Genomic DNA, 24,711 nt, shown 5'->3' on the forward strand with positions numbered 1-24,711 from the left:
TAACGCTCCTACAGGGGAAACGCATTGCGTGAGGATCCTGGATCCGGCTTCATATCATAGCGTTGCCGAGCCTGAACAATCGCTGGCATGTTCGACTCCGCCCAATGCGCCGGTTGCTCCACCGTGCTACCCAGTGTCGCGCCCAGTTCGGTCAGGGCGTATTCGACGGTGGGCGGTACGGTCGGGTGTACCTGGCGTTCCACCAGGCCATCGCGCTCGAGCTTCTTCAGGGTCTGCGACAGCACCTTCTGCGAGACGCCGGCGATATCCTGTCGACCCTGCCGCCGGGGCGGGCGCAGGGCGTTGAAGGGCCGCTGAAGGCTTCCCGGGCATTCCGCGCGGCGGTGCCGGACCTGCGCTGTGAGGTGCTGCAGATGATCGTCGCGGGCGACCGGGTCACCGCGGCGCTGCGCTTCACCGGCCACTTCACCGGCACGCTGGGCGAGCACCAAGGCCAGGGCCAAGCCATCGACTTCATCGCCATGGACATCTACCGCATTGCCGATGGCCGGATCGCCGAGGACTGGCACCTGGAGGACAACCTGGCGTTCATGCGCCAGGCGGGCCTGGTGGGGCGTTGAACCCTGTGATCAGCTAAACCCCCGAGGCGGATTGACCGGCGCGTCGTCCTGGGCCAAGGTCCAGCGAGCGATGTCGTCCTTGCGCATGAAGGCCACCCCGGCATGGCTGCGGGCGTAGGCGAAGAACTGGTCCAGCGCCCGCACCACGGTGGGCGTGCCGCCGATGCGGTCATGGGCCGACAGTGACATCAGCCGGCGGCGCTGGCTGCCTTCGGCGTACAGCACGTCGAACTCGTCCTTGAGCTCCTGCAGCAAGGCGGCGCCGGTCATCGCCGTGGATCCGGCGATGCGGCCGATGTCATTGTTGCGCAGGGTGTAGGGCACCACGGCGAACGGCTTGCCGCGCACCGGGGTGATCGAGGGCTCGTCACGGGCCAGGTCGTCGATGTGGTAGAGGAAGCCCAGGTCCTGGAGGATATTCAGGGTCTCGCGGGAGTGGCGCATCCAGAACGCGTTGAAGCCCAGCGGACGCTGCCCGGTGACGCGTTCAATGATAGCGCTGGCCTGCTCGTACTGGCGGCGCTCCTCTGCAGGCGTCAGGCTGTACTGGGGTGCCCAGTGCAGGCCGTGCCCGGCGGCCTCATGACCGCGCCGGACCACCTCGGCCGCCAGCTCCGGGTAGGCTTCAACAGCCTTGCCGACCATGTGCGAGGTGACTTTGATGCCGTGCCGGTCGAACAGCGCGAGCAGGCGCGGCACGCCTTCCAGCGGGCCGTAGCGGTACCAGCTGGGGGCTATGGTGTCGGGGTAGCGTGGGTCCAGTGGCGGGAAAGGGCTTTCGGCATGCTCCGGCTGCCCACCTGATTCGAACTGCAACGACACCGAGATCACCAGTTGCGCGCCGTTGGGCCAGAACGCCTTGCCACCGCCGTTACCGGGCGTCGTTCCGTTGCTGCTGCCGGGCTGGCTTGCCAGTGCCGCGCCCGCCGCCACGGCGATGCCGCCGGCGAGGGTGCCTTTCACGAAGTCTCTTCTGCTGGTCATCGGTTCGCTCCTGAGTGCGGGGGTTTCGATACCGGGCAGTGTAATTAGCGGAAAAATCGCTAATAATTAGCCAAAAGACAAAATCATATTTCGGAAAAATCGAAAGCTATGTTGGATCAACTGGCGTTGTTCCTTACCATCATCGAAAAAGGCAGTCTGTCGGCGGCGGGCCGTGAACGCGGGCTGTCACCGGCCACGGTGTCCGAGCGCCTGTCGGCGCTGGAGGCGCATTACGGGGTGACGCTGCTGACCCGCAGCACCCGCTCGCTCAGCCTGACCGACGCCGGTCGCCTGCTGGCCGACGGCGCCCGGCGCCTGCTGGCCGAGGCCGAGGAGTTGCAGAGCCAGCTGCAGGACGGCCAACAGAAGATCTCCGGGCTGGTGCGCCTGAGCGCGCCGGTGGACCTCGGCCAGCACTGCATCGTGCCGCTGCTCGACCGTTTCCTCGCTGAGCACCCCGACGTGTCGATCGACCTGGACCTGACCGACGGCTACGTCGACCTTGTCGGGCAGGGCATCGACCTCGCCATCCGCTACGGCACATTGGCCGACAGCTCCCTGCGCGCCAGACCCCTGGGCGACAACCGCCGGGTGGTGTGCGCCGCGCCCGACTACCTGCGCCGGCATGGCATACCGCTGCACCCGGACGACCTGGCGCGGCACGACTGCATCGTCATGCGCTTCGGCATCCACACCGAGCGGGTCTGGCCGTTCCGTCTGGGCGCGGCGGCGTATCCGGTCAGCGTGCGCGGCCGGCGCGTCGCCAACAACGGCGAGCAGGTGCGGCGCTGGGCCCTGGCCGGGCATGGCCTGTGCCTGAAGTCGCTGCGCGATGTGCAGGATGACCTGGACGAAGGCAGGCTGGTGGAGGTGCTGGGTGACTTCAGCGCCGGGCCGGTGGCGCTGCAGATCGTCTATCCGCCGACCCGGGTGCAACCGAGGCGGGTGCGGGCGCTGATGGAGGCGATCGTGGCGCAGCTTGGTTGAACAGGCCGCTCCTACAGGGGATAGACAGTTGCCTGGCTGAACTATAGTGATGAGCGGCCAGTGCGTGACGACAAGGGACTTCGATGGCAGCAGCCAGGAAACACACTGATGACGGCCTCTTCGCGGTCACCGGCGAGGGCCGCGCCGTGTCGTTGTTCCGCCTGGTGCTGGGTTTCATGGCGGTGGTGATGCTGGCGTTCGTGCTGATCGAGGGCTGGCGGATCTGGCGCGATTACCGGCAGGCGTTCGGCGACGCCGAGAACGCGGTCACCAACCTGGCCCGAGCTACGGCCCAGCACGCCGAGGACGCCATCCGCCAGGTGGACGCGATCACCGCCGTCCTGGCCGAGCGCTTGGAAGGCGATGGCTTTGCCCACGTCGATCGACCGCGCCTGCACGCCCTGCTCAAGCAACAGGCGCAGATAATGCCGCAGTTGCACGGCCTGTTCGTTTATGGCGCCGATGGCAGCTGGATCGTCACCGACAAGGATGCCGTGCCGCCGGGGGCCAACAACGCCGACCGCGACTATTTCCTCTACCACCAGACCCATGCCGACCGCCAGGTGCGCATCGGCTCGGTGGTGCGCAGCCGTTCCACGGGCGACCTGATCATCCCCATCTCGCGGCGTCTGGACCTGCCCGATGGACGCTTCGCCGGGGTGCTGCTGGGCACCATCAAGGTCGACTGGTTCGTGCGCTATTACGGCGACTTCAAGATCGATGAGCGTGGCGCCCTGGTTCTGGCCAAGCGCGACGGCACCATCCTCGTGCGCCGGCCCTTCGTCGAGCAGGTCATCGGCCGCAGCCTGGCGGGCAGCGAGATCTTCCGACACTACCTGCCCTACGCCAATGAAGGGGTGACCGAGGCAGTGGCGGTGGTTGATGGCACGACGCGGTTGTATGCGTTCCGCGCGCTGTCCAGTTACCCGCTGGTGGTGCAGGCGGGCTTGTCCCTCGAGTCGATTGTCGGGCCCTGGCGGCGTGACATGATCAAATCGTTGGCGGTGCTGGTTCTGCTGCTGGTCGGCCTGGCCGGCTTCGGCTGGATTGTCCTGCGCCAGTTGCGCGAGCGCATCGCCATCGAGCGCGCGCTGCACCAGGCCCACCAGACCCTCAAGGCGCTGGCCCTGAGCGACAGCCTGACCGGACTGGGCAACCGTCGACGGCTGGACGCGGTGTTCGAGCCGGAGATCCGCCGGGCGCGGCGCCAGGGTCGGCCGCTGGCCCTGGTCATGCTCGACCTGGACTACTTCAAGGCCTACAACGACCGCTACGGCCACCCGGCGGGCGACCAGTGCCTGCGGCGTTTCGCCGAGCTGCTACGTCAGGCGCTCAAGCGCCCCGCAGACCTGGCGGTGCGCTATGGCGGCGAGGAGTTCACCCTGTTGTTGCCCGATACCGATGTCCAGGGTGCCAGCCAGATCGTCCAGGAGATCCTGCAGCTGTTGCGCCGGCTGGCCATCGAGCATGCCGGCAGCCCGTTGGGGCATGTCACGGCCAGTGCCGGTATCGCGGTGGGCGCGCCGACGTTGGAGACGGTGACCCCGGAGAACCTGATGGCAGCGGCGGATGCGGCGCTTTATGCAGCCAAGCGCCAGGGGCGGGATCGCTACTGCCTGGCGGGCAGTGTGGAGCAGCATCCGGCGCATTGAGGCCCCAGGGATCATTCAGCCATCACCAGCGTTGCGCGCCCATGCCAGGATCCCCCTTAGGCGTTACTCCACCTCGACCACCACCCCATCACGGCCAAGCCGATAACGCTGCAGGTCCCGGGCCAGGGTCAGGTGCCCGTTGTAGTGCGCTTGCGCCTCCTCGCGCACTTCCTCGATGGAGCCGCCGCGCCCGCCGCCGGATTGGTAGCGGGCGCTGAAATGCGTCAGCACCAGGTTCCTGACACCCGCCGTTTCGGCGAAGCGCGCCACCGCGGCGGCGGTGCTGTGGCCGAAGGTGGCCTGGGTACGTTCGACCACCGGCTGGGTGAAGGTGGCCTCATGCACCAGTACATCCACATTCGCCGCTAGCGTGCTCAATAGCTCCGGGCGGTCGTTGTCGCCGCAGACGATGATCCGCTGCGCCGGGCGTGTCGGTTGCAGGTAAGTCTGCGGATCGAGCTGACGCCCCTCGTGCTCGACAGTCCTGCCACGGGCCAGTTGCCCCCACATCGGCCCGGCGGGGATGCCGTCGGCCTGCAGGCGCTGGGTGTCGAGCCGGGGCTCGGGGTCACGTTCCTCGAACACGAAACCGTAGGACGGTACCCGATGCGACAGCTCGACCACGCCGATCTGCACATTGCCATGTTCCAGCCCGGTGAAGGTCTCGACCGGCTGCATCTGCAACTCGAAAGGCAGGTAGGTATCGCTGACCGCCAGGCTCTGGCGCACCCAGGTCTGCAGGTCGGCCGGCAGCACCAGTTGCAACGGCTCCTTGCGCCCTGACATGCCAGCGCTGGCCAGCAGCCCCGGCAACCCGAAGCAGTGGTCGCCGTGCACATGGGTGATGAGGATGGCGCGCAGGTCGCGCACCGACAGCGGGCTGTGCAGCAGCTGGTGCTGGGTGCCTTCGCCGCAATCGACCAGGTACCACCCAGTGCCGGATGCCTCGATGACCGCAGTCGCACTGACGTTGCGGGCCTTGGTGGGCACACCGGAAGAGGTGCCCAGAAACTGCAGGTCCATTGCCTGACTCCTTGGTTCGATGTTGTTGCGACCCCGCAGGGCGGGGCGCGCGGAGGCTAGCATGGCACTGTCGCAGGGGCCAGTACGCTCCCAACATCGAGCTTACGCGCTACCAGGCCGGACTAGTAGACACCGCCCTGGGCGCTGGTAGCGGCCCCTTCCTTGAACTTGCCCGCCAACGTCTGCAAGCCGCGCATCAGCACCGTGGTGTCGACCCCCACAGCGACGAACGCCGCCCCTAGCTCGATATACCGGCGCGCCAGCGCTTCGTCGGCACTGAGGATCCCCGCCGCCTTGCCTGCACGGCCGATGCGCACGATGGCATCGTCGATGGCCGCCTGTACTTCGGGATGCCCCGGGTTGCCCCGGTGGCCCATGTCGGCGCTGAGGTCGGCGGGGCCGATGAACACGCCATCGACACCTTCGACGGCGCAGATCGCGTCGAGGTTGGCCAGGCCTTCGCGGTTCTCCACCTGTACCAGCAGGCACATCTGTTCGTCAGCCTGGTCCAGGTAGCCGGGCACGCTGTTCCAGCGCGATGCTCGTGCCAGCGCGCTACCTACGCCGCGCACTCCGTGGGGCGGGTAGCGCATCGCACGCACCAACTGGCGTGCCTGCTCGGCGCTTTCGACCATGGGCACCAGCAGGGTCTGCGCGCCGATATCCAGCAATTGCTTGATCAGCGCGGTGTCGCCGATCACCGGGCGCACGATCGGCTGAGCCGGGTAGGGCGCCACCGCCTGTAACTGGCCGAGCAGGCCACGCAGGTCGTTGGGCGCGTGCTCACCGTCGAGCAGCAGCCAGTCGAAGCCGGCGTTGGCCGCCAGTTCCGCGCAGTACGGATCGGCCAGGCCGAGCCACAGGCCGATCTGCGCCTGGCCCGTGCGCAGGCGTTGCTTGAAGGTATTGATGGGCATGTCCATGGTGGATCCTCAGACGAATCGGCAGGCGATCGAGCCAAGCTGGTCGTAGTCGACGTGGAAGGTGTCGCCGGGGCGGGCGGCTACCGGGCGGGTGAACGAACCGCCGAGAATGATCTGGCCGGTCTCCAGCCCCACGTCGTACGGCGCCAGTTTGTTGGCCAGCCAGGCGACGCCCTTGGCCGGGTGGTTGAGCACCGCCGCCGACACGCCGGACTCCTCGATCACGCCGTTGCGGTACAGCACCGCCGGCACCTTGCGCAGGTCGACGTCGCCCGGGCGCACCGCGCGACCGCCCATGACCACGCCGGCGTTGGCTGCGTTGTCGGAGATGGTGTCGAACACCTTGCGGGTCACGCCGCTGTGCGGGTCGACCTGCTGGATGCGCGCATCAATGATCTCCAGGGCCGGAATCACCCATTCGGTGGCGTCGAGCACGTCGAACAGGGTCACGTTCGGCCCCTTGAGTGGCTTGCCGAGGATGAACGCCAGCTCCACCTCGACCCGGGGCACGATGAAGCGCTCGAAGGGAATGTCGCTGCCTTCGTCGAACAGCATGTCGTCGAGCAGCGCGCCGTAGTCCGGTTCGGTGATGTTCGAGGAAACTTGCATGGCCCTGGAGGTCAGGCCGATCTTGTGGCCGACCAGCTTGCGGCCGCCCTCGATCTTGCGTGCCACCCAGGCGCGCTGTATGGCGTAGGCGTCCTCGATGCTGATCGAGGGGTGTTCCAAGGAGAACTGGCCGACCTGTTCGCGGGTGCGTTCGGCCTGGTCTAGACGGGCGGCGGCTTGCTGGATGATGCGGGCGTCGAGCATGGAGACCTCAGGGCTGACGGGTGAACAGGGGATGCAGGCTGCTGTGCTTGGCGTCGTACACCTGTGCCTGGCTCTCATCGATCTGCAGGGTCACGCCGACCGGGCGACGTTCCAGCAGCGCGTCCAGTCGCTGGCGCAAGACAGCCAGCAGCGCATCGCCGACCTGCCGGTGCACCGTGGCGCTGCGACCGCTGCCCATGCGCAGGTTGGCGTAGACGAAGCCGTAGTCGCCACGACCATCGGCGATCGCGGCATGGGCTGCCGGGTAGGCCAGCACGCGGGTGCCGCCGGTGGGGAACACCTGGCGATCATGTTCGTCGCGCTGGGCGAGCATGCAGTCGGCCAGGGCGCGGCACAGGCCGGGCATATCGGCGTCGGCTTCGATATCCGGGCTATAGAGCAGGACCAGATGGGGCATGGGGGCTCCTTACAGGCGGCTGGTGGAGGTGATCCCAGCCGGGTTCGAGGCCTGGGCTGCGGGGATCGCGCTGCCGTCCTGCGGGGTGACCGGGAAGATCGCGTTGATCTGGCCGGTACCGGAAGAACCGAAGTACGGTGTCACCACCTCGGCCTTGCCGTCGTATCGCGACCAGCCGAGCGCACCGAGCAACATGGCAGTGTCGTGCATGAAGCCTTCGCCATGGCCCTTGACCGCATACTCGGGCAGCATCGCGCAGAAGTCCGCCCAGTCGCCGTCCTGCCACATGCGCACCACGCGGTGGTCGAGGGTTTCCAGGAACGGGCTCCAGACCTTGGTGGCAAAGTCCGGGGCCTGGCCGTTCTGGGCAAAACGGTGTGACAGCGAGCCGCTGGCGAGGAAAGCCACGGTGCCGTCGTAGTGGTCCTCGACCGCCTTGCGCATGGCCCAGCCCAGGCGCGCGCTGTCGTTGAGGTAGTGCGAGGTGCACAGGGCCGAGACCGAGATCACCTTGAAGTGGCGGTCGGCGTTCATGTAGCGCATCGGCACCAGGGTGCCGTATTCCGGGGCCAGGGTGGTGGCGTCGTGGGCCATGGTCTCCACGCCCAGTCGATTGCATTCTTGCGCGAGGATTCGCCCCAGCTCGGGGTTACCGGGGAAGCCGTAGTTCATGTTGGCGATGAAGTGCGGCAGTTCGTTGCTGGTGTACAGGCCTTCGAAGTGCGCGGCGCAGTTGATGTGGTAGTTGGCGTTGACCAGCCAGTGGGTGTCGAACACGACGATGGTGTCCACGCCCAGTTCGCGGCAGCGCCGGCCGATCTCGTGGTGCCCGTCGATGGCCGCCTGGCGAAAGCCCTGGCGCGGGCCGGGCAGTTCGGACAGGTACATCGAGGGCACATGGGTGATCTTGGCGGCGAGAGCGAGTTTGCCCATGGTATGTCTCCTGTTGAAGGTTGTTGTTTTTGGTGTCCATGGCAAGGGCTGCGCAGCAGCCCCGTTCTACACGCCCCAGCGTGGAATGTGATGGCTACCCATGGATATACACACGTTCTTGATCTCGGCGAAGACCTCGAAGCTGTATTGCCCACCCTCGCGCCCGGTGCCCGAGCCTTTCACCCCGCCGAACGGTTGGCGCAGGTCACGCACGTTCTGGCTGTTGATGAACACCATGCCCGCCTCGATACCGCGGGCCAGGCGGTGGGCTTTGCCGATGTCCTGGGTCCAGATGTACGACGCCAGGCCGTATTCGGTGTCGTTGGCCAGTTGCAGCGCCTCGGCCTCGTCCTTGAACGGGATCAGGCAGACCACCGGGCCAAAGATCTCTTCCTGGGCGATGCGCATCGTGTTGCTCACGTCAGCGAACACCGTCGGCTGGATGAACTGCCCCTTGGCCAGGTGCGCTGGCAGCCCGGCCGGACGCTCCAGGCCACCGGCCACCAGGCGTGCGCCTTCCTCGAGGCCGATGCGGATATAGCCGGTGACCTTGTCGTAGTGCTGCTGGGTGATCATCGAGCCCACCTGGGTCTTCGGATTGGTCGGGTCGCCGACGATCAGGCGCTTGGCGCGGGCGGCGAACTCGGCGACGAACTGCGGGTACACGCTCTCCTGGATGAAGATGCGGCTGCCGGCGGTGCAGCGCTCGCCGTTGAGCGAGAAGATGGTGAACAGCGCGGCGTCCAGGGCACGGTCCAGGTCGGCGTCTTCGAAGACCAGCACTGGCGACTTGCCGCCCAGTTCCATGGAGTACTTCTTAAGGCCCGCCGTCTGCATGATCTTGCGGCCGGTGGCGGTGCCGCCGGTGAACGAGATGGCGCGCACGTCCGGGTGGCGCACCAGGGCATCGCCGGCGGTGGCGCCGTAGCCCTGGATGACGTTGAGCACGCCATGGGGGATGCCGGCCTCGACTGCCAGGCGGCCCAGCTCATTGGCGGTCAGCGGCGACAGCTCGCTCATCTTCAGCACCGCGGTGTTGCCCAGCGCCAGGCACGGCGCGGTCTTCCAGGTGGCGGTCATGAACGGCACGTTCCAGGGCGACACCAGCCCGCACACGCCCACCGGTTGGTACAGGGTGTAGTTGAGCATCTGGTCGTCCACCGGGTAGGTGTGCCCGTCCATGCGCGTGCACACCTCGGCGAAGAAGTCGAAGTTGTGCGATGCGCGGGGAATCAGCACGTTGCGCGTCTGGTGGATCGGCAGGCCGGTATCCAGGGTCTCCAGTTCGGCCAGCTGCGGTACGTTCTGCTCGATCAGCTCGCCGAGGCGGCGCATCAGGCGGGCGCGTTCCTTGGCCGGGGTGTTGGCCCATTTCGGGAAGGCCTCTTTTGCCGCAGCCACGGCCTGGGCGACTTCCTCGGCGCCGCCGCTGGCGACTTCGCCGATGGCTTCACCGGTGGCCGGGTTGTAGTTGATGAACGTGTCGCGGCTCTCGACTTCACGGCCGTTGATCCAGTGCTTGATCATGCTGTTGCCTCGTGTGCTTTGTGGGCGAAGAACTCGGCTTCGCTGACGATTCGGTTGACCAGGCGGCCGACCCCTTGCACCTCCACCACCACTTCGTCGCCGGGGACCACGTCGGCAAGGCCTTCCGGGGTGCCGGTGGCGATCATGTCGCCGGGCTGCAGGGTCATGAAGCTGGAGAAGTATTCGATCAGGTAGGGGATGTCGAAGATCATGTCGGCGGTGCTGCCTTGCTGTTTCAGCTCGCCGTTGATCCAGGTGCGCAGCGTCAGGTTCGACGGATCCGGCACGTCGGCGACGTCGACGATCCACGGGCCTACCGGGGTGGTGGCGTCGCGATTCTTCACCCGCAGGTTGGGGCGGTAGTAGTTTTCCAGGTAGTCACGGATGGCGTAGTCGTTGCACACGGTGTAGCCGGCCAGGTAGTCGAGGGCGTCCTCGCGCCTGACGTTGCGCGCCGGCTTGCCGATCACCGCCACCAGCTCGCACTCGTAGTGCATGTACTTGACGTTGTCCGGGCGCCAGGTCACCTGCTCGTGCCCGGTGTAGGTGCCCGGCGACTTGATGAACGCCAGCGGTTCGGTGGGCGGGGTGAAGGCCAGCTCGGCGGCGTGGTCGGCATAGTTCAGGCCCAGGGCGAACATGTTGCCGGTGGCCGGTGGCAGCCAGGTAACCTGGTCGGCCTGGACCAGGCGACCATCGGCCAGGCGCAGTTGCTGGTCGTCCTCGACGGTGACCTGATGGACCTGGCCATCGAACTGGATACGGGCGTGCTTCATGGGGCGAGTCCTTGTTCGGCGACTATGGGGTTGGTCAGCTGGCCAAGGCCGTCGATCTCGACCGTCACCCGGTCGCCGGGCAGTACATCGACGCGGCCTTCGGGGGTGCCGGTGATCAGCACGTCGCCGGCATGCAGGGTCATGAACTCGCTGATCTCGGCGATCAGCCGGGCCACGCCGCGCACGCAGTTGGCGGTGTTGTTGTGCTGGCGCAACTCGCCGTTGACCCACAGGCGGATGCCCAGCGCGTCGGGGTTGTCGACCTGCGCGGCTGGCACCAACTGCGGGCCGATGGCGCAGAAGCCGTCGCGGCACTTGGCCTTTACCGCCGGGCGGTAGTAGCTGTCCTCGGGCAGGCTGAACTCGTTGACGATGGTGTAGCCGGCCACATGCGCGAGGGCGTCGTCGATGCTGACGCGGCTGGCGTCCTTGCCGATCACCACGCCCAGCGCGGGGCCGGGTTGCAGGCGCTCGACTGCCGAGGGGTAGGTTACCGGCTGGGCATGCCCGTTGCGGGTGTTCGGGGTCTTGATGAACAGCACCGGCTTGACCGGCGGCTGCTGGTACGGCGCTTCATGGAAGGATGCCAGATGCTGCTGCAGCAGGCCCTGGTAGTTCAGGGCGACGCCGAACAAGCTGCCGTTGGCGACCTCGTGCAAGGCACGGCTCATGCTTTTCTCCTGCGCTTCGTGGTGTTTTTGTTAATGTGTTAACGTTATATTTAATATGTTAACGATCGTCAAGGCGTCTACCGCTGGCTGGTGGTGCTACGATGATTTCCCCGGCGCGTTTCACCGCTGCGAGAACAACAATGAAAGAACGACAGCCGATCCCCAATATCAACATCGGTCAGGTCTATGACCAGCGCTACAGCGACAGCGAGGTGCACTACGACCGCCTGGGCAACCTGGCCGGTTTTTTCGGTCGCAACATGCCAGTGCACCGCCACGACCGCTTCTTCCAGGTGCACTACGTCAAGACCGGCAGTGTGCGGGTGTACCTGGACGAACAGCGCTACCACGAGTCCGGGCCGATGTTCTTCCTCACCCCGCCGACCATTCCCCATGCCTTCGTCACCGAGGCCGACGCCGACGGCCATGTGCTGACCGTGCGCCAGCAACTGGTCTGGCAACTGCTGCAGGCCGAGCCCGGGCTGGCGTTGGGACCGCGGCTGCAACCGGCCTGCGTTGCACTGGGGCACCTGCAGGGCGCGGCGGCCGGCGAGGTACGGCGCCTGGAGCAGCTGTTCGACCTGCTTGGCGACGAAATCGGCCATGGCCAGGCCGGGCAGGGCACCGCCGTGCAGGACCTGGCGCGGCTGGTGATGATCAGCCTGCTGCGCCTGGGCGCCAATTCGCTGGAGGCAACGCCCGCGCGGCACGAGGACTTGCAGTTGTTCCATCGCTTCAACGAGCTGATCGAGCGCCACTACCTCGACCACTGGACGCTGCCGGCCTACGCGGCGGCGCTGGGGGTGACCGAGGCGCGGCTGAATGATGTGTGCCGGCGCATGGCCGACCTGCCGTCCAAGCGCCTGGTGTTCGAACGGCTGATGCAGGAGGCGCGGCGGTTGCTGCTGTACACCGGCGGTTCGGCCAACGAGATCTGCTACCGGCTGGGGTTCAAGGATCCGGCGTATTTCAGCCGCTTCTTCCAGCGCCATGCGCAGATGACGCCGGGGGAGTACCGTCAGCGCCAGGCGGGATTGCGTTGACATGAGGCGATCAGCTCCGGGCTGCAGGCTTCACCTGATCGTGCAACGAAGGCGCTGCTTGGAAAATGCGCGTTTGCCGGGAGCGCTGGTACTTTTCACTGGGGCTGGACAGCACCGGTGAAAATGGTTTTCACTTTATTAATATCTTAATAAAACCAGCCGCTTATCCTGATGACCAATCCAAGACCTTCCCTGACGTTGACCCTGTTGCAGGCCCGCGAAGCGACCATGGCGTTCTTCCGCCCGGCCCTCAATGCCCACGACCTGACCGAGCAGCAGTGGCGGGTGATCCGCATCCTGCGCCAGCAGGGCGAGCTGGAAAGCCACCAGTTGGCGGACATGGCCTGCATCCTCAAACCGAGCATGAGCGGCGTCCTCAAGCGCCTGGAACGCGACGGCCTGGTAGGCCGTCGCAAGTCGCCGGAGGATCAGCGGCGGATATTCATCAGCCTGACCGTGCGTGGCCAGCAGGCATTCCTGGCCATGAGCGAGGAGATGGAGCGCAATTACCAGGAGATCCAGCGCCAGTTCGGCGAGGACAAGTTGGAGAAGTTGATGGAGTTGTTGAACGAGCTCAAGAAGGTCAGGCCCTGATGCCGCGAGCGCTGACCACCGCCATCGCGGGGCCCTTGAATCGTGTACAGGGTCCCCCTACAGACCGGCAAGATACAGCGAATCATCGAGAATCTTCAGCAACGAAGCCGCCCGCCGCGCATACACCGCCGGGTTCGCATACAGCAGCTCCACATGCAGGCTGTCGATGATCCCCAGGTACGCATCGCCATACAGTTCCAGCTTGTTGCCATCGCTGCGGGCCCAGGCGTGGCGCTCGCGCAGGGCCTGGCAGAAGCCCAGGCGGATCTGCTCCAGGTAGGCCTCGAAGCCGCCGGTGACAACCGAGCGGATCGGCGTCGGCGGCAGGAACGCCGTGCGCAGCACGAAGCGCAGGTTGGCCGAGGCGGCGTAGCGCTCGGCCAGGTGCAGCGGGTGCCAGTGCCCCGGCGCCTCGCGGCCCGCCGCCTCGTGGCCGAACCCTGCCTCGACGTAGGCGGTTTCGTCCGCCAGCGCCCGTTCGAAGGCGCGCACGAACAACGCATCCTTGTTGGCGAAATGGGCATAAAGCGATGCCTTGCGCATGCCCGCCAAGGCGGCGATCTCGCTCAATGACGAGCCGTCGTAGCCATGTTCGGCGAAATGCACGACGGCATGGTCGCAGATACGCGCGGCGGAAGGGGTCAGGGCTTTCAAGGCGGTCACTCCGGGTTGACGCTGGGGCAGGGCGAGGCGCTGATTGTCTTTGCCACGGCGGCGCGGGTCAAACCGACGATGATCAGGGCAGCGGCCGCCAACAGCCAGGCCCAGGCCAGCGGCCCCAGCGTTGCCAGGTGCCCGGCCAAGGGTGTAGCACTGGATGAAATCACCAGTTGCAGGGCACCAAGCAGGGCTGCGGTGGAGCCGACGTCACGTTGCTGCGACGACATCGCCAGGGCCATCAAGGTGGCCTCGCAAATGCCCAGGCCGAACAGCGCCAGCACGACGCCCGCCAGCAGCAGCGCCAGGCCCGCGCCGCTCAGCCCGGCAAGTACCGCCAGCAGCGCGCCACCGCCCATGCACAGCGCGCCCCACCAGGCCACGCGAGCCACGCCGTGGCGCGTCACCCAGTAGCCGGACAGCGCCGCGCCGAGCAGGATGGCCACGCCGCAGGCCCCGAACAGCAGGCCGAAGTGGGCGCTGGAAAGGCCGAAATGCTGCTGGTACACGTAGGCGGAGCCGGCGATGTAGGCGAACAGGAAGAAGAACACCGCCGACAACGCCAGGGCCGGTCGCAGGAACGCGCCATCGGCGGCGATGCGCGCATAGGTGCGCCATGCGCGGGCCGGCGCCAGGCGTACCCGCTGCCCCGGCGGCAAGGTCTCGCCGAGCGTCAGCATCGAGTTGAGCAAGGTCAGCAGGCCCAGACCGGCCAGCACCAGCATGATCGCCCGCCAACCATAGGCCGCGTCGATCATCCCGCCCAACGCCGGGGCGAGGATCGGCGCCAGGCCTTCGATGGTCATCAGCAGGGCGAAGATCTGCGCCGCCCGCGCGCCGTCGGCGCTGTCGCGGACCATGCTCATGATCACCACCAGCGTCAGCGCGCTGGCCAGGCCCTGGACCAGGCGTGCGATCAGCAGCAGGTCCAACGAAGACGCGGCGGCCGCGCCGAGGGAGGCCAGGCTGAACACCACCAACCCCGCGAGCAGCGGACGACGGCGGCCCAGGGCATCGACCACGGGGCCGAACAGCAACTGGCCGGCACCCATCGCCAGCAGGAACACGGTCAGGGTCAGCTGCACCTGGGTATAGCCGGTGGCGAAGTCGCGGGCCATTTCCGGCAGGCTGGCCAGGTACATGTCGATGGCCGAAGGGCCGAGGGCGCCGATCAGGGCGAGGGAGGCGGCGAAGCGCAGGTGGGAAGCAGGCATGACTGGGAAATCCGTTGACGAAAATAAGCCTACCGACCGGTAGGTCACGAGAATTATGCCAGAGTGCCTGAAGGGGTCAACCCTGCCCGCGTCCGCTTGCGTCCCAGATACAGGGCAGCGGCATGTTTAGCGCCACCGGTCCGATCCCCCCGGAATAATCCGAATCCCGCCTTATCGCCGTACTCCCAATCCTGTACGGCATGCAGCCGTGCATCCCTTAGCCACACGAGGTTTTGCAACCATGGCCAACAAAGACAGCAACATGACCGGTCGCCAGGACAGCAACAAGACCGGCAGCCAGGGTGGATCGAAGAACCCGGGCAACTTCGCCAACGACCGCGAGAAGGCCTCCGAAGCCGGCCGCAAGGGCGGTCAGAGCAGTGGCGGCGACCACCGTCAGACCGAGTCTGGCCGCAAGGGTGGCCGCACGTAAGTGAGGGCACGCGGTGCCGGGCTTGCCTGGCACCGCGCATACCCCACCCAGGAGGCGCCATGCGTGGCGACCGATGGCCTTGAGCATCGCTATCGGGCCCTGCTCAAGGGCCCTGATCCGCTAGGCGAGGCCTGGCTGCAGCAGCCGCTGCGCCAAGTGCGTACGCTTGCGGACGACCTGCCGGATGATCCCGGGCGATTGCTGGAATGGTCAGCCGCCTATGCCCAGCGGGTCGCCAGTGAACACATGGCTTATCTTGAACAACGGCGCCAGGGGCCGCGCGCCGCTACTTCACCAACCGGGCCCATGCCTTGTGGTTCCTGCAACAGGTTGCGCCGACCAAGGCGGTCGACGGCGCATGGTTGCACGGCGCCCTGTGCCATTGGCGGGAACCGCGTTTTCACGGGTTCATCCGCATCTTTCTCGAGGAACAGGGGGACGGCGATCCGCGCTGGCAGTGGGAGCAGGCCTTCGCGGCGGTTTGCGACAGTCGAACTGCGTATCTGCGATGGCTGCCCCCGGTTGGACGATGCCTTGGCCGTCGCCAGCCGCGAGATGCGCTGGGTCACCCAGGAAAACTATTGGCGTGCCCTGCGTCAGGGCCGCCTAGGCACCTTCATCGGCGTGTACGAGCAACAGCCGGTGAGCGCCGAAGGCTGGCTGACGCAACTGCAGTTGCAATGCCCGGCCGACACCGCCGATGCCGAACGCGCCTTCATCCAGGCCCGGCGCATCTTGCGCGACGGCACCAGTGCCGATCACCAGCTGTCGGTGCTCGGGACTCATTGAGTAAACCATTCGCTGGTCGCCAGCCTCGAAAGCTGTGTGCCCCACAATTCGACAACATGCAGCCAAAACAGAAGGAGCCCCACCCATGCCCGGCAAGCCCCAGGACCAATTCACCCTGCGAAATCCCCTGACCCAATATCCCCATCCGCCCTTTGCGGCCCAGGGCCAACCCGCCCCTGGCCTGGATGCCCACATGCAACCCAAGCCCGACCACGGTGAAGCCACCTATAAAGGCTTCGGCCGCCTGGTCGGTCGTCGCGCCCTGATCACCGGCGCCGACTCGGGAATCGGGCGCGCCGTGGCCATCGCCTTCGCCCGCGAGGGCGCCGACATCGCCCTCAACTACCTGCCCACGGAGGAGCGTGACGCCCGAGAAGTGGTCCAGCTGATCGAGGCCGAAGGGCGCAAGGCCGTGGCACTTCCTGGCGATCTCAAGGATCCGCGCTTCTGCAGCCAGTTGGTGGACCAGGCCCACGAACAGCTCGGCGGCCTGGACATCCTGGTCAACGTCGCCGGCAAGCAGGTGGCGCGCAAGGACATTGGCCAGATCACCCACGAGCAGTTCGATCACACCCTCAAGACCAACGTCTACGCGTTGTTCTGGTTGTGCCAGGCTGCCGTGCCGCTGATGCCGGCCGGGGCCACGATCATCAACACTGCCTCGATCCAGTCCTACCAGCCATCGGCGACGCTGCTCGACTACGCCACCACCAAGGCGGCGATCGTTGCCTTCACCAAGGCGCTGGCCAAGCAGGTGATCGAGCGCGGCATCCGCGTCAACGCAGTGGCGCCGGGCCCGATCTGGACCGTGTTGCAGCCCAGCGGCGGCCAACCGCCGGAGAAGATTCCCGACTTCGGTGGGCACACACCGATGAAACGTCCCGGCCAACCTGCCGAATGCGCGCCGCTGTATGTGCTGCTGGCCAGCCAGGAGTCGAGCTATATCACTGGGGAGGTATTCGGCGTCACGGGGGGGAATCCACTGCCGTAGGGCAAACTCGAATAAACCTTGGCCGCGCCGCGCAGTCAGTCCTTGTAAGAGCCCCTATTCATGCGGGCCAGGGAGGTGGCTGATGAAACTCGTCTGCCTGTTGCGTGGCTGCCAATGGCGCAGTCTGTTGGTCCGTGAAATCGCCGGGCTCCATTGCCAGTGCTGCGAACGCTGCGGCGCGTTGCGCTACAGCCAGCCCGGCCAACCGTTCGACGCGTAGGAGCCGACCATGGCCCGGGCAATCTGGAAAGGCGCGATCAGCTTCGGCCTCGTGCACATCCCCGTCTCCCTCAATACCGCCGTGCGCAGCGAGCGGGTGGATTTCGACTGGCTCGACAAGCGCAGCATGGATCCGGTGGGTTACAAACGGGTGAACAAGGTCACCGGCAAGGAGATCGACAAGGAACACATCGTCAAGGGCGTGGAGTACGAGAAGGGTCGCTACGTGGTGATCAGCGAGGAGGAGATTCGCAAGGCCCGGCCCGAGGCGACCCAGACCATCAATATCTTCTCGTTCGTCGATGCCCGGGAGATACCGCTGCAACAGTTCGACACGCCTTATTACCTGAGCCCCGACCGCGGCGGCGGCAAGGTCTACGCCTTGTTGCGCGAGGCTCTGGAAAGTACCGGCAAGGTCGCCCTGGCCACCGTCGTGCTGCACACCCGCCAGCATCTGGCGCTGCTGCGCCCGCTGCAAGACGCGCTGGTGATGATTACCCTGCGCTGGCCCGAGGAGGTGCGAGGCCTGGCGTCGCTGGAACTGGACAAGAGCGTGACCGACAGCAAGCTGGACAAGCGCGAACTGGACATGGCCAGGAAGCTGGTGCAAGACATGAGCGGGCCATGGTCGCCCGACGAGTACCATGATGCCTTTCGCCAGACCATCCTCGAGCTGGTGCAAGAGAAGGCCAGCAAGGGCAAGATCGAGACCGTGGACAAAGGCGAGGGCGCGCCGGCGGAGAAGGGCGCGGACATCATCGACCTCACCGAGCTGCTCAAGCGCAGCCTGGGTGGCAAGGCCAAGGCGAAGAAACCGGCGGCCAAGCGACCGCGCAAAGCATCTTAGCGCGGTTGCAGAGGTTACGGTAGTTGCCCCTCCAGCCCATTCAGGTAGTCGCCGAAGCCCTGGCGGGCGCGGCTGTCCCGGCGACTGCTGGTGGCCACGCTGTGCGCCGCCGTCCAGACAATCTGCGCGCCACTGGCCTCGAGGGCCAGCACCAGTTGCACATCTTCGTGGGCCGGCAATGGCTGGAATCCGCCGACGCGCTCATAGGCCTTGGCGCAGACGCCCAGGTTGGCGCCGTGAATATGCCGATGGCCGTCCCGGGCCTGGTAACGGCTGCGGTACAACTGGCGCAGAGCGGCGCCTTGCCAGGGTTGCCAGCGCTCGATGTGCACCGTGCCGCAAACCGCGTCGGCGTGCCATTGCAGCTGCGACACCAGCCAGTGCTCGGGTACGCGACTGTCGGCATCGGTAAACGCCAGCCACTGGGCGCCGCGGTCGATCATCCATGCCGCGCCCAGGCGCCGGGCAATGCCGACGTTGCCGGCCTCCAACACCATGGTATGCACGCCATGGCGGCGGGCGATTCGCGCGCTGGCATCGACGCAGCGATCGAGGACCACCAGCACTTCGACCTCCAGGCCTGCCGCCTCGGCCCGCGCCACCGCCAGCTTGATGGCAGCGAGGCAGTGCCCGAGGCGGCGGGCCTCGTTGTGGGCCGGAATGATGACGGCGATCATGGGCAGGTCTCGTTCAGGTCCACGGCGCTGGGCTGGCACGACCAGTACTCGAGCAGGAAATCCGCCTCCTCGTGGCGCAGCAGCGGGTAAAGTGGCAGGTGTCGGGCCAGCAGGGCATGGACCTCGCCACCCTCCTGCGGGCAAGCGGCAATGGGATGGCGCCAGTGGCAGGCCAGCAGGCCGCCGTCATGGCTCAGGCTGGCCACCGATTGCTCGATCACCTGCAGCCACTCGGTGGGTGCCAGGTAGTAGCCGATCTCGCTGAGCACGATCAGGTCGAACTGTCCGCCCGGCCAGTCACCCGGGAGGTGGCCCTGTTCGACGCGGGCATGGCTCGCGCCCGCCAGCCGCTGGCGGGCCAGGGCCACGGCGGTGGGGTCGATGTCCTGGCACAGCAGCTCGGCGCAGCGCTCGGCCAGCAGGATGCTCAGTTCACCGTTGGCGCAGGCCGGCTCGAAGACGCGCTCGTAGTATTGGCGGGGCAGGCTGGCCAGGGCCAGGTCGCGCTTGCGCCGTTCATACCAGCGGGTACGAAAGGCCCATGGGTCGTCGTTGTCGGCATACAGGTCGGCAAAATACTGCGCGTCGAGGCTCATGGCGACTCCATTGACAGGAAGACCAGTTCGAAGGGTTGCAGCAGGCAGGCCTGCAGGTGTTCGGGCAGTACCGGCGGATGGTCGCCATCGGGCTGCAACTGGCTGGCATGGGCGGCCAGGGCTTCGCGTTTGCGCGCCAGACGCGCCTCGTCGAGCGACAGGCGATGTGCCCGGGGCCACGGCAGCCTAGGATCGTCGGGTGCGGCCCAGTGCCACGCCCAGACCGGCACCTCGGCCAGTTGCGCGCGACACGATTGCGCCGCCCTGGCGCAGGCGCGGCCGGCCGCTTCATGATCGCAGTGCCCATCACCCCGCCAGGTGGTCAGCAGCAGGTCGTCGGGCTGCAGCAATTGCTCCAGGTGCGCGACCAGGAACGCCTCATCGCGGGGCAGGGCGCCGTCCTTGAGGTTGAGCCGTCGCCATTCGACGCGGTTGAGGTCCAGCTCCAGCTTTTGCAGGGCATGGCGGCTCTCCAGAGGGCGCTGATGGCGCAGGCGGTGCTCGGTCCATTGGTTGGAGTGAGGATGGCTGGCCTCGCCGTTGGTGGCGGAAATCAGTACCAGGTCCTGTTCCCGGCCGTGGAAGCTGGCCAACAGACCGCCGGCCATGAGGATCTCGTCGTCCGGATGCGGCGCCAGCAGCACCAGGCGTCTGCCGGGCGGGCACAGTCGGTCGGGCGTCAGCCAGGTGGCACGGGCCAGGTACGCGGACTGTTGCCAGGCGCTCCAAGGCGTGCCGTGAGCGGCCTGGATCAGATTCTGGCTCATAGTTTCCATGCTCCTTCAGGCCTATCGGTCAGTTGCCGTCCCAGCTCGGCCAGGTCGCGTTCAGCGTGACTTTGCCGCAGGTATACCGGCAGGTCGGCGCTGAGCCGGGCGAAATGGCTGTTGCGACAGTACGGCGTTGCGCCCAATGCCCGGCCGACATGCTGGATGACCTGCTCGACCGCCTGCTCGACCTGGGCGCGGGTGCGGCGTACCTCGTAACTGGCATCGTCGCCTGGGTGGCGGTCGATCCAGGCGGCGCATTCTCGCAGGGCGGCGCGGGCTCCGAACAAGGCCGCATCGACGGCGCCCAGGTGTGCGTCGGCGTGTGGGCCGGGCCGGGGTTTGCGGCAGTGTTCGCGCAGGTAGTCCGCCAAGGCTGCGGCCGCGCCGTACCAGCAGGCGGCGATGCCCGCGCCCCCGTGCCAGAAACCTGGGCGGGACAGGTACTGGCCGGGTTCGCCGATGGCCAGCCCGGGCGAATCGTCGAACACGATGGCGACACTGGCGGTGGCGGCCATGCCAACAGCCTGCCAGTGGTCGGCCTGGACACGCTGGCTCGGGTGGCCAAGCTCGATGGCCACCAGTTGAGGCTGGTCGTCTTGCCAGGCGGTCAGCAGCGCACGGTCGATCTGCAACGCTCCCGAACACCAGGCCTTGCGGCCTCGCAGGCGAACCTGCTCGGCGTTCCGTTCGACGATGAGGGCGCGGGCATCCGGCGGCTCGGCAGCCCACACGCCCCAGATCCCTTCGCCGGCATGATGGGCTGCGCCGCATTCGGCAAGGATCGCCAGGGCGTCGGTATGGCCCTCGTAGAGTTTGGCCAGGCTGAGATCGCAAGCAGCGACCCGCGCCAGGGCCCGCCAGCGCTCCAGGGTCCGCCCCTGGCCGGGCAAGGGAAGCAGGTCGAGGTGTTCGCGCTGCAGAGCCCGCAGCAGTTCCGGCAGCAAGGGTTCGAGTTCGAGGGGCTGCGCACGGGCAGAGAGCCGGTGTAGCAGTTGATCGAAGTGGGTCGGTTGCATCAGGCGATCCCCAATTGCTTGCGCATGCGCACGGTGATCGACTGGCGGGTTTTGGCCATGTCGGCCCACGGATCGTCCACCTCGGCGAGCCGGGCCTGGAGGTTGCCGATGTTCCATTGGTTCGTGCCTTTGAGTTGGGTCAGTTCCTCACGCCAGATCGGCACCGACACCGGCAAGCCCTCGCGGGCGCGCAGCGAATAGGCGGCGACGGTGGTGGCGCCCTTGCCATTGCGCAGGTAGTCGATGAAGATCCGCCCGACCCGGTTCTTTGGCCCGGACACGGCGCTGAGCCGATCAGGGAACAGGCCGGCCATGTGCTCGACCAAGGCATGGCTGAAGTCCTTCACTTCGTCCCAGCCGGCGCGCCGGGTCAACGGCACGACGAGGTGCATGCCCTTGCCGCCGCTGGTCTTGAGGAACACCTTCAGCCCCAGCTCATCGAGCAGGGTGAGGGTCAGTTGGGTGGCCTCGAGCATGGCTTTCCAGGGCAGTGCGGGATCCGGGTCGAGGTCGAGGACGAAGCGGTCGGGCTTGTCGAAGTCCTTGGTGGTGGCATTCCAGGTGTGCAATTCGAGCGTGTTCATCTGCACCGCGCCCAGCAGGCTGTCGGCGCGGTTGAGCACCATGGCCGCCTGGCCGGCCTGGGCCTTGCTGTAGCTGAGCACGTGGGGAATGTGCAGATGGCCGGCGTTCTTCTGGAAGAACAGCTCGCCGCCCAGGCCATCCGGTGCCCGGACCAGGGCGACAGGCCGATCCTTGAGCTGCGGCAGCAGCCGGTCGGCGACCTGGGCGTAGTACTGTGCGACCTGGCGCTTGGTGGCCCCGGTGGTCGCGTCGACCACGCGCTCGGGGTGGGTCAGGCGCAGGTTGCCCAGGCCCTCGGGTCGTGTCTGTGCTGCGCGCTTGGCGGGCATCGCTCGCTCCAGGTCGATGGCGGTGGCGGGTTTGTCGTCGCGCAGACCGTGAAACACCGAATGGCGCACGATGCCTTCGCGGGTCATCTGGGCGTAGGCGACTTCCGCCAGCAGTTGCGGCTTGAGCCAATGCACGCCGCGGGCTTCTGCTCCGGTGGGGGGGCTGGCCAAGGGCGACTTGGCGGTCTTCAGCGGTTTCAGGCGAGCGAGGATGCTGTCCAGGGTGGCGGCGCTGAAGCCGGTGCCGACCTTGCCGGCGTAGCGCAGCTGGCCGCTGTCGTGGTCGTGCAGGGCCAGCAGCAGGGCGCCGAAACCGTGGCGGCTACCCTTTGGGTCGGTATAGCCGACGATCACGAATTCCTGGCGCTGCTTGCACTTGAGTTTGATCCAGTCGCTGCTGCGCCGGCCGACATAGGGGCTGTCGGCACGTTTGCCGATCAGCCCCTCGAGTTCCAGCTGGCAGGCGCTGTCGAGTAGCGAATCGATCGGCTCATTGAAATCGGCGGAGTACCTGAGCAGCGGCGAGGCGTGGTCATCCAGCAGCTTGGCCAGGGTGTTGCGACGTGCCTGTAGCGGCAGTTCGCGCAGGTCCTCATCGCCCAGCCAGGGCAGGTCGAACAGGTAGTAGGTGATGTGTTCGTCGTGCTCGGTGTCGAAGGCGTTCTGCAAGGCCTGGAAGTCGGCTACGCCGTTGTCGTCGACCACCACCATCTCGCCGTCCAGCCATGCGGCATCGAGCCCCAGCGCCTTGAGCGCCTCGACCTGGCGGGGCATCTTAGTACTCCAGTCGTGGCCATTGCGGGTGAACAGGCGTATGTCGTCACCGTCGATGCGCGCCAGGATCCGGTAGCCGTCGAATTTGACTTCGTAACGCCAGTCGCCGCTGGGCGGGGAGTCGACCAACGTGGCCAGCTGTGGCGTAAGAAGCGCCGGCAGGGACTTGCGACCGGCCTTGCGCTTGCGCGTGGAAGCGGTTGCCTTGGCTGGGCGCCGTGGTGGCAGGGTGCGGTCGCTCAGCACGCTGTCCGGCAGGGCTTCGACGATGCGGTAGTCGGTTTCGCTGCGCGCCTGTCCGTCATGGGACTTGACCAGCATCCACTGCTCTTTCTTGCCGGCCAGGTGGGTGCGGAACAGGTTCCAGATTCCAGATAGTTTTTCGCCCTGCAGGCGAAAGCGCAGCTTGCCCTTGGCATAGGCTTCATGCGGATCGCCCTCGGGCTCCCAGACACCCCGGTCCCAGACGATCACATCACCGGCGCCGTAATGGCCTTCGGGGATGTGCCCTTCGAAGTTGGCATAGTCCAGCGGGTGATCCTCCACGTGCACTGCTAGGCGCCGAACCTTGGGGTCGAGCGAGGGGCCCTTGGGGATCGCCCAGCTCTTGAGGGTGCCGTCGAGTTCCAGGCGGAAGTCGTAGTGCAGGTGGCTGGCATCGTGTTTCTGGATGCAGTACTGCAGCACGTGGGCCGAGTGTGGCTTGGCGCGCTTGCCAGCCGGCTCGGGCGTGGCGTTGAAGTCGCGCTTGCGCTGGTATTCCTGCAGGGGCTTGGCCATGGCGGGCTCCGGGAGGGTTCGCGTGTCTCAAGATTGGGAGGTGGCGGCGCGGCGTGGAGTTCAAAAAAAGCGTGGGGCGGTGCTTTGTGAAGAAACTCTGAATTATTGCTTCGTGGGGGCAGTCGACCGTGTGAAGCCCACTGACGGAGAACGTTCATGGCTAGACCCGATGACCCAAGACCGCAGGTTGATATCGACGACACCGAGGACCGCATGGGCAGTGTCCACGAACTGGATTTCAGCGAGCGCCGCGATGAACGCCAGGGGCGTGTCGGCGACGAGCGTCCGGCGCGCGAAATCGCCGAGAATTACCCGCCCCGACGTGTCGCCGAAAGCGGCATGACCGGCGGCGAGACCCTGAGCGATAGCCTGCACGAGGACAATGTCACCCTCGACGATTTGAGCCCAGACACGCTGTTTGATGAAACCGGCGCTCGCGACCCGCATGAGCCTGACACAGGCGGCGGGCCTGCCGACCAGGACCTGCGCCAGGTGGACGCCCAGGAGATCGGTGGCGGCATCGGCCTGGACGAGGCCGAACTCGCCCGCTCGGCGCCATTGGACGGTGAACCGTGGACCGATGAGGTGGTGCCTGATGACGACAGGAGAGAGCCGTGATGAATGAACAACGCTGTTCCTGCAACCACTGTTCCTGCACCGTAGATGCCAATGCCCTGGTCCAGGATGGCAAGGCCTATTGCTGCGAAGCCTGCGCGACGGGGCATCGCAATGGGGAGGCTTGTCGTATGGCGGACTGCAAATGTGGAGAGATAACCCAGCCGAAGGAGAGCAATGTCGATAACGCTTTGGATGAAACATTCCCGGCGAGTGATCCTATATCGCCATAAAGTTCTTTCATTCTCGACGGCTGTTTCGTTAGAATCTCCGGTGAAGGGGAGTTATTATATCAACATGCGCACCATTCAATAGCAGCTCTTTTGATCTTGATCTTGATCTTGATCTTGATCTTGATCTTGCTGTTGCTTCTAAGTGCACAATAGTTCAGACGCCGCCAATTGCGACTTCAGGAGGCCGAGCGGAGTTCTTGCGGAGGGAGGTGACGGGCATGGATGCCCGTCAAGCGCTGCGCCCCAGGATGGGGCGTTCAG

Annotated in this window: 27 protein-coding genes and 2 pseudogenes; 12 read left to right on the forward strand and 17 right to left on the reverse strand. The window is 66.2% G+C overall.

Translation table 11 applies throughout. The features are described 5' to 3' along the window. Nucleotides 1–8: 8 nt before the first annotated feature. Entirely contained in the window at nt 9–245 is a 237-nt protein-coding gene (locus AC25MA_RS20740; protein WP_486972352.1) for a winged helix-turn-helix transcriptional regulator, read from the reverse strand. A 30-nt stretch (nt 246–275) separates the two neighbouring features. Between AC25MA_RS20740 and AC25MA_RS20745 the strand changes: the two are divergent. Further along, a pseudogene (locus AC25MA_RS20745) lies at nt 276–581 on the forward strand (ester cyclase); the annotation flags it as partial. Nucleotides 582–590: 9 nt separating this feature from the next. Here AC25MA_RS20745 and AC25MA_RS20750 read toward each other — a convergent pair. Beyond that, nucleotides 591–1,565: a polysaccharide deacetylase family protein gene (locus AC25MA_RS20750; RefSeq protein ID WP_197866410.1), complete on the reverse strand. Its 975-nt coding sequence runs from the start codon at nt 1,563–1,565 to the stop codon at nt 591–593. A gap of 108 nt (nt 1,566–1,673) precedes the next feature. Between AC25MA_RS20750 and AC25MA_RS20755 the strand changes: the two genes are divergently transcribed. Both AC25MA_RS20755 and AC25MA_RS20760 read left to right on the forward strand, forming a co-directional pair. Then, entirely contained in the window at nt 1,674–2,552 is an 879-nt protein-coding gene (locus AC25MA_RS20755) for a LysR family transcriptional regulator (RefSeq protein ID WP_088852840.1), read from the forward strand. Between the two features lie 83 nt (nt 2,553–2,635). Continuing rightward, a complete protein-coding gene (locus AC25MA_RS20760) occupies nt 2,636–4,204 on the forward strand; it encodes a sensor domain-containing diguanylate cyclase (protein ID WP_028688931.1) in 1,569 nt (522 codons plus the stop codon). 63 nt (nt 4,205–4,267) lie between these two features. Here AC25MA_RS20760 and AC25MA_RS20765 read toward each other — a convergent pair whose 3' ends face one another. From AC25MA_RS20765 to AC25MA_RS20800, 8 genes are all read right to left on the reverse strand, one after another. Then, nucleotides 4,268–5,227 carry a ribonuclease Z gene (locus AC25MA_RS20765; RefSeq protein ID WP_028688930.1) on the reverse strand — a complete coding sequence of 320 codons (960 nt, stop codon included), beginning with the start codon at nt 5,225–5,227 and terminating at the stop codon, nt 4,268–4,270. A gap of 122 nt (nt 5,228–5,349) precedes the next feature. After that, entirely contained in the window at nt 5,350–6,150 is an 801-nt protein-coding gene (hpaI, locus tag AC25MA_RS20770) for a 4-hydroxy-2-oxoheptanedioate aldolase (protein ID WP_028688929.1), read from the reverse strand. 9 nt (nt 6,151–6,159) lie between these two features. Continuing rightward, a complete protein-coding gene (gene hpaH / locus AC25MA_RS20775) occupies nt 6,160–6,963 on the reverse strand; it encodes a 2-oxo-hept-4-ene-1,7-dioate hydratase (protein ID WP_028688928.1) in 804 nt (267 codons plus the stop codon). A gap of 7 nt (nt 6,964–6,970) precedes the next feature. Further along, nucleotides 6,971–7,381, reverse strand: a complete 411-nt coding sequence (locus tag AC25MA_RS20780; protein WP_182324282.1) for a 5-carboxymethyl-2-hydroxymuconate isomerase — start codon at nt 7,379–7,381, stop codon at nt 6,971–6,973. A gap of 9 nt (nt 7,382–7,390) precedes the next feature. Continuing rightward, nucleotides 7,391–8,314, reverse strand: coding sequence for a 3,4-dihydroxyphenylacetate 2,3-dioxygenase (gene hpaD / locus AC25MA_RS20785; protein WP_028688926.1), 924 nt, complete (start codon nt 8,312–8,314; stop codon nt 7,391–7,393). Nucleotides 8,315–8,380: 66 nt separating this feature from the next. Continuing rightward, the gene (gene hpaE / locus AC25MA_RS20790) at nt 8,381–9,841 is read right to left on the reverse strand and encodes a 5-carboxymethyl-2-hydroxymuconate semialdehyde dehydrogenase (RefSeq protein WP_182324284.1); all 1,461 of its coding nucleotides are present in this window, start codon (nt 9,839–9,841) and stop codon (nt 8,381–8,383) included. After that, entirely contained in the window at nt 9,838–10,617 is a 780-nt protein-coding gene (locus AC25MA_RS20795; RefSeq protein WP_028688924.1) for a fumarylacetoacetate hydrolase family protein, read from the reverse strand. The genes hpaE and AC25MA_RS20795 overlap by 4 nt, the downstream gene beginning before the upstream one ends. After that, the gene (locus AC25MA_RS20800) at nt 10,614–11,288 is read right to left on the reverse strand and encodes a fumarylacetoacetate hydrolase family protein (protein WP_062363223.1); all 675 of its coding nucleotides are present in this window, start codon (nt 11,286–11,288) and stop codon (nt 10,614–10,616) included. Before AC25MA_RS20800 ends, AC25MA_RS20795 begins: the two co-directional genes overlap by 4 nt. A gap of 140 nt (nt 11,289–11,428) precedes the next feature. Here AC25MA_RS20800 and hpaA point away from each other — a divergent pair, with 140 nt between their 5' ends. Then, nucleotides 11,429–12,331: a 4-hydroxyphenylacetate catabolism regulatory protein HpaA gene (hpaA, locus tag AC25MA_RS20805; protein WP_028688922.1), complete on the forward strand. Its 903-nt coding sequence runs from the start codon at nt 11,429–11,431 to the stop codon at nt 12,329–12,331. Nucleotides 12,332–12,502: 171 nt separating this feature from the next. Further along, nucleotides 12,503–12,925, forward strand: a complete 423-nt coding sequence (hpaR, locus tag AC25MA_RS20810) for a homoprotocatechuate degradation operon regulator HpaR (protein WP_028688921.1) — start codon at nt 12,503–12,505, stop codon at nt 12,923–12,925. Between the two features lie 57 nt (nt 12,926–12,982). Here hpaR and AC25MA_RS20815 read toward each other — a convergent pair whose 3' ends face one another. Further along, complete coding sequence (locus tag AC25MA_RS20815) at nt 12,983–13,579, reverse strand: TetR/AcrR family transcriptional regulator (RefSeq protein ID WP_028688920.1); 597 nt, start codon at nt 13,577–13,579, stop codon at nt 12,983–12,985. 5 nt (nt 13,580–13,584) lie between these two features. Beyond that, nucleotides 13,585–14,796 (reverse strand): multidrug effflux MFS transporter, encoded by a 1,212-nt coding sequence (locus AC25MA_RS20820; RefSeq protein ID WP_028688919.1) that lies wholly within the window; start codon nt 14,794–14,796, stop codon nt 13,585–13,587. Between the two features lie 241 nt (nt 14,797–15,037). On the opposite strand from AC25MA_RS20820, the gene AC25MA_RS20825 reads away from it, so the two are divergent. The 5 genes and pseudogenes from AC25MA_RS20825 to ku all read left to right on the forward strand — a co-directional run bounded on the left by AC25MA_RS20825 (nt 15,038) and on the right by ku (nt 18,075). Beyond that, the gene (locus AC25MA_RS20825; protein WP_028688918.1) at nt 15,038–15,229 is read left to right on the forward strand and encodes a con-10 family general stress protein; all 192 of its coding nucleotides are present in this window, start codon (nt 15,038–15,040) and stop codon (nt 15,227–15,229) included. Between the two features lie 465 nt (nt 15,230–15,694). After that, nucleotides 15,695–16,006, forward strand: a pseudogene (locus AC25MA_RS20830) (carboxylate-amine ligase); the annotation flags it as partial. 97 nt (nt 16,007–16,103) lie between these two features. Beyond that, a complete protein-coding gene (locus tag AC25MA_RS20835) occupies nt 16,104–17,009 on the forward strand; it encodes an SDR family oxidoreductase (protein ID WP_486972353.1) in 906 nt (301 codons plus the stop codon). Between the two features lie 82 nt (nt 17,010–17,091). Further along, on the forward strand, nt 17,092–17,229 hold the full coding sequence (locus tag AC25MA_RS20840) for a PSPA7_2676 family Cys-rich small protein (protein ID WP_175406180.1): 138 nt from the start codon (nt 17,092–17,094) through the stop codon (nt 17,227–17,229). 9 nt (nt 17,230–17,238) lie between these two features. Beyond that, nucleotides 17,239–18,075, forward strand: coding sequence for a non-homologous end joining protein Ku (ku, locus tag AC25MA_RS20845; protein ID WP_062363229.1), 837 nt, complete (start codon nt 17,239–17,241; stop codon nt 18,073–18,075). 14 nt (nt 18,076–18,089) lie between these two features. Here the strand turns inward: ku and AC25MA_RS20850 are convergent, their stop codons facing one another. Genes AC25MA_RS20850 through ligD form a run of 5 tightly spaced genes read right to left on the reverse strand, consistent with a single transcriptional unit; the run spans nt 18,090 to nt 23,602 of the window. Next, nucleotides 18,090–18,752: a glycosyltransferase gene (locus AC25MA_RS20850; RefSeq protein WP_062363231.1), complete on the reverse strand. Its 663-nt coding sequence runs from the start codon at nt 18,750–18,752 to the stop codon at nt 18,090–18,092. Continuing rightward, nucleotides 18,749–19,348 carry a class I SAM-dependent methyltransferase gene (locus AC25MA_RS20855; RefSeq protein WP_028688913.1) on the reverse strand — a complete coding sequence of 200 codons (600 nt, stop codon included), beginning with the start codon at nt 19,346–19,348 and terminating at the stop codon, nt 18,749–18,751. The genes AC25MA_RS20850 and AC25MA_RS20855 overlap by 4 nt, the downstream gene beginning before the upstream one ends. Continuing rightward, nucleotides 19,345–20,115 (reverse strand): PIG-L deacetylase family protein, encoded by a 771-nt coding sequence (locus AC25MA_RS20860; RefSeq protein ID WP_028688912.1) that lies wholly within the window; start codon nt 20,113–20,115, stop codon nt 19,345–19,347. The genes AC25MA_RS20855 and AC25MA_RS20860 overlap by 4 nt, the downstream gene beginning before the upstream one ends. Further along, nucleotides 20,112–21,134, reverse strand: a complete 1,023-nt coding sequence (locus AC25MA_RS20865; RefSeq protein ID WP_463402272.1) for an acyl-CoA dehydrogenase — start codon at nt 21,132–21,134, stop codon at nt 20,112–20,114. The genes AC25MA_RS20860 and AC25MA_RS20865 overlap by 4 nt, the downstream gene beginning before the upstream one ends. Then, nucleotides 21,134–23,602: a DNA ligase D gene (gene ligD / locus AC25MA_RS20870; protein WP_280061005.1), complete on the reverse strand. Its 2,469-nt coding sequence runs from the start codon at nt 23,600–23,602 to the stop codon at nt 21,134–21,136. Before ligD ends, AC25MA_RS20865 begins: the two co-directional genes overlap by 1 nt. Nucleotides 23,603–23,758: 156 nt before the next feature. On the opposite strand from ligD, the gene AC25MA_RS20875 reads away from it, so the two are divergent. Beyond that, nucleotides 23,759–24,220, forward strand: a complete 462-nt coding sequence (locus AC25MA_RS20875) for a phosphotransferase system, HPr-related protein (RefSeq protein WP_280061004.1) — start codon at nt 23,759–23,761, stop codon at nt 24,218–24,220. Continuing rightward, complete coding sequence (locus AC25MA_RS20880; RefSeq protein ID WP_082750486.1) at nt 24,220–24,450, forward strand: metallothionein; 231 nt, start codon at nt 24,220–24,222, stop codon at nt 24,448–24,450. The genes AC25MA_RS20875 and AC25MA_RS20880 overlap by 1 nt, the downstream gene beginning before the upstream one ends. Nucleotides 24,451–24,711: the final 261 nt, after the last annotated feature.

This window comes from Pseudomonas sp. P65(2024) (genome assembly GCF_057480955.1).

Coding starts and splice junctions, on each gene's coding strand:
- hpaH (WP_028688928.1), bottom strand. CDS start 6,963: ATGCTCGACGCCCGCATCATCCAGCAAGCCGCCGCCCGTCTAGACCAG.
- AC25MA_RS20850 (WP_062363231.1), bottom strand. CDS start 18,752: ATGATCGCCGTCATCATTCCGGCCCACAACGAGGCCCGCCGCCTCGGG.
- ku (WP_062363229.1), top strand. CDS start 17,239: ATGGCCCGGGCAATCTGGAAAGGCGCGATCAGCTTCGGCCTCGTGCAC.
- hpaD (WP_028688926.1), bottom strand. CDS start 8,314: ATGGGCAAACTCGCTCTCGCCGCCAAGATCACCCATGTGCCCTCGATG.
- AC25MA_RS20880 (WP_082750486.1), top strand. CDS start 24,220: ATGAATGAACAACGCTGTTCCTGCAACCACTGTTCCTGCACCGTAGAT.
- AC25MA_RS20755 (WP_088852840.1), top strand. CDS start 1,674: ATGTTGGATCAACTGGCGTTGTTCCTTACCATCATCGAAAAAGGCAGT.
- AC25MA_RS20820 (WP_028688919.1), bottom strand. CDS start 14,796: ATGCCTGCTTCCCACCTGCGCTTCGCCGCCTCCCTCGCCCTGATCGGC.
- hpaI (WP_028688929.1), bottom strand. CDS start 6,150: ATGGACATGCCCATCAATACCTTCAAGCAACGCCTGCGCACGGGCCAG.
- ligD (WP_280061005.1), bottom strand. CDS start 23,602: ATGGCCAAGCCCCTGCAGGAATACCAGCGCAAGCGCGACTTCAACGCC.
- AC25MA_RS20795 (WP_028688924.1), bottom strand. CDS start 10,617: ATGAAGCACGCCCGTATCCAGTTCGATGGCCAGGTCCATCAGGTCACC.
- AC25MA_RS20780 (WP_182324282.1), bottom strand. CDS start 7,381: ATGCCCCATCTGGTCCTGCTCTATAGCCCGGATATCGAAGCCGACGCC.
- AC25MA_RS20825 (WP_028688918.1), top strand. CDS start 15,038: ATGGCCAACAAAGACAGCAACATGACCGGTCGCCAGGACAGCAACAAG.
- AC25MA_RS20855 (WP_028688913.1), bottom strand. CDS start 19,348: ATGAGCCTCGACGCGCAGTATTTTGCCGACCTGTATGCCGACAACGAC.
- AC25MA_RS20800 (WP_062363223.1), bottom strand. CDS start 11,288: ATGAGCCGTGCCTTGCACGAGGTCGCCAACGGCAGCTTGTTCGGCGTC.
- hpaE (WP_182324284.1), bottom strand. CDS start 9,841: ATGATCAAGCACTGGATCAACGGCCGTGAAGTCGAGAGCCGCGACACG.
- AC25MA_RS20875 (WP_280061004.1), top strand. CDS start 23,759: ATGGCTAGACCCGATGACCCAAGACCGCAGGTTGATATCGACGACACC.
- AC25MA_RS20835 (WP_486972353.1), top strand. CDS start 16,104: ATGCCCGGCAAGCCCCAGGACCAATTCACCCTGCGAAATCCCCTGACC.
- hpaA (WP_028688922.1), top strand. CDS start 11,429: ATGAAAGAACGACAGCCGATCCCCAATATCAACATCGGTCAGGTCTAT.
- AC25MA_RS20750 (WP_197866410.1), bottom strand. CDS start 1,565: ATGACCAGCAGAAGAGACTTCGTGAAAGGCACCCTCGCCGGCGGCATC.
- AC25MA_RS20865 (WP_463402272.1), bottom strand. CDS start 21,134: ATGCAACCGACCCACTTCGATCAACTGCTACACCGGCTCTCTGCCCGT.
- AC25MA_RS20760 (WP_028688931.1), top strand. CDS start 2,636: ATGGCAGCAGCCAGGAAACACACTGATGACGGCCTCTTCGCGGTCACC.
- AC25MA_RS20765 (WP_028688930.1), bottom strand. CDS start 5,227: ATGGACCTGCAGTTTCTGGGCACCTCTTCCGGTGTGCCCACCAAGGCC.
- AC25MA_RS20860 (WP_028688912.1), bottom strand. CDS start 20,115: ATGAGCCAGAATCTGATCCAGGCCGCTCACGGCACGCCTTGGAGCGCC.
- AC25MA_RS20840 (WP_175406180.1), top strand. CDS start 17,092: ATGAAACTCGTCTGCCTGTTGCGTGGCTGCCAATGGCGCAGTCTGTTG.
- hpaR (WP_028688921.1), top strand. CDS start 12,503: ATGACCAATCCAAGACCTTCCCTGACGTTGACCCTGTTGCAGGCCCGC.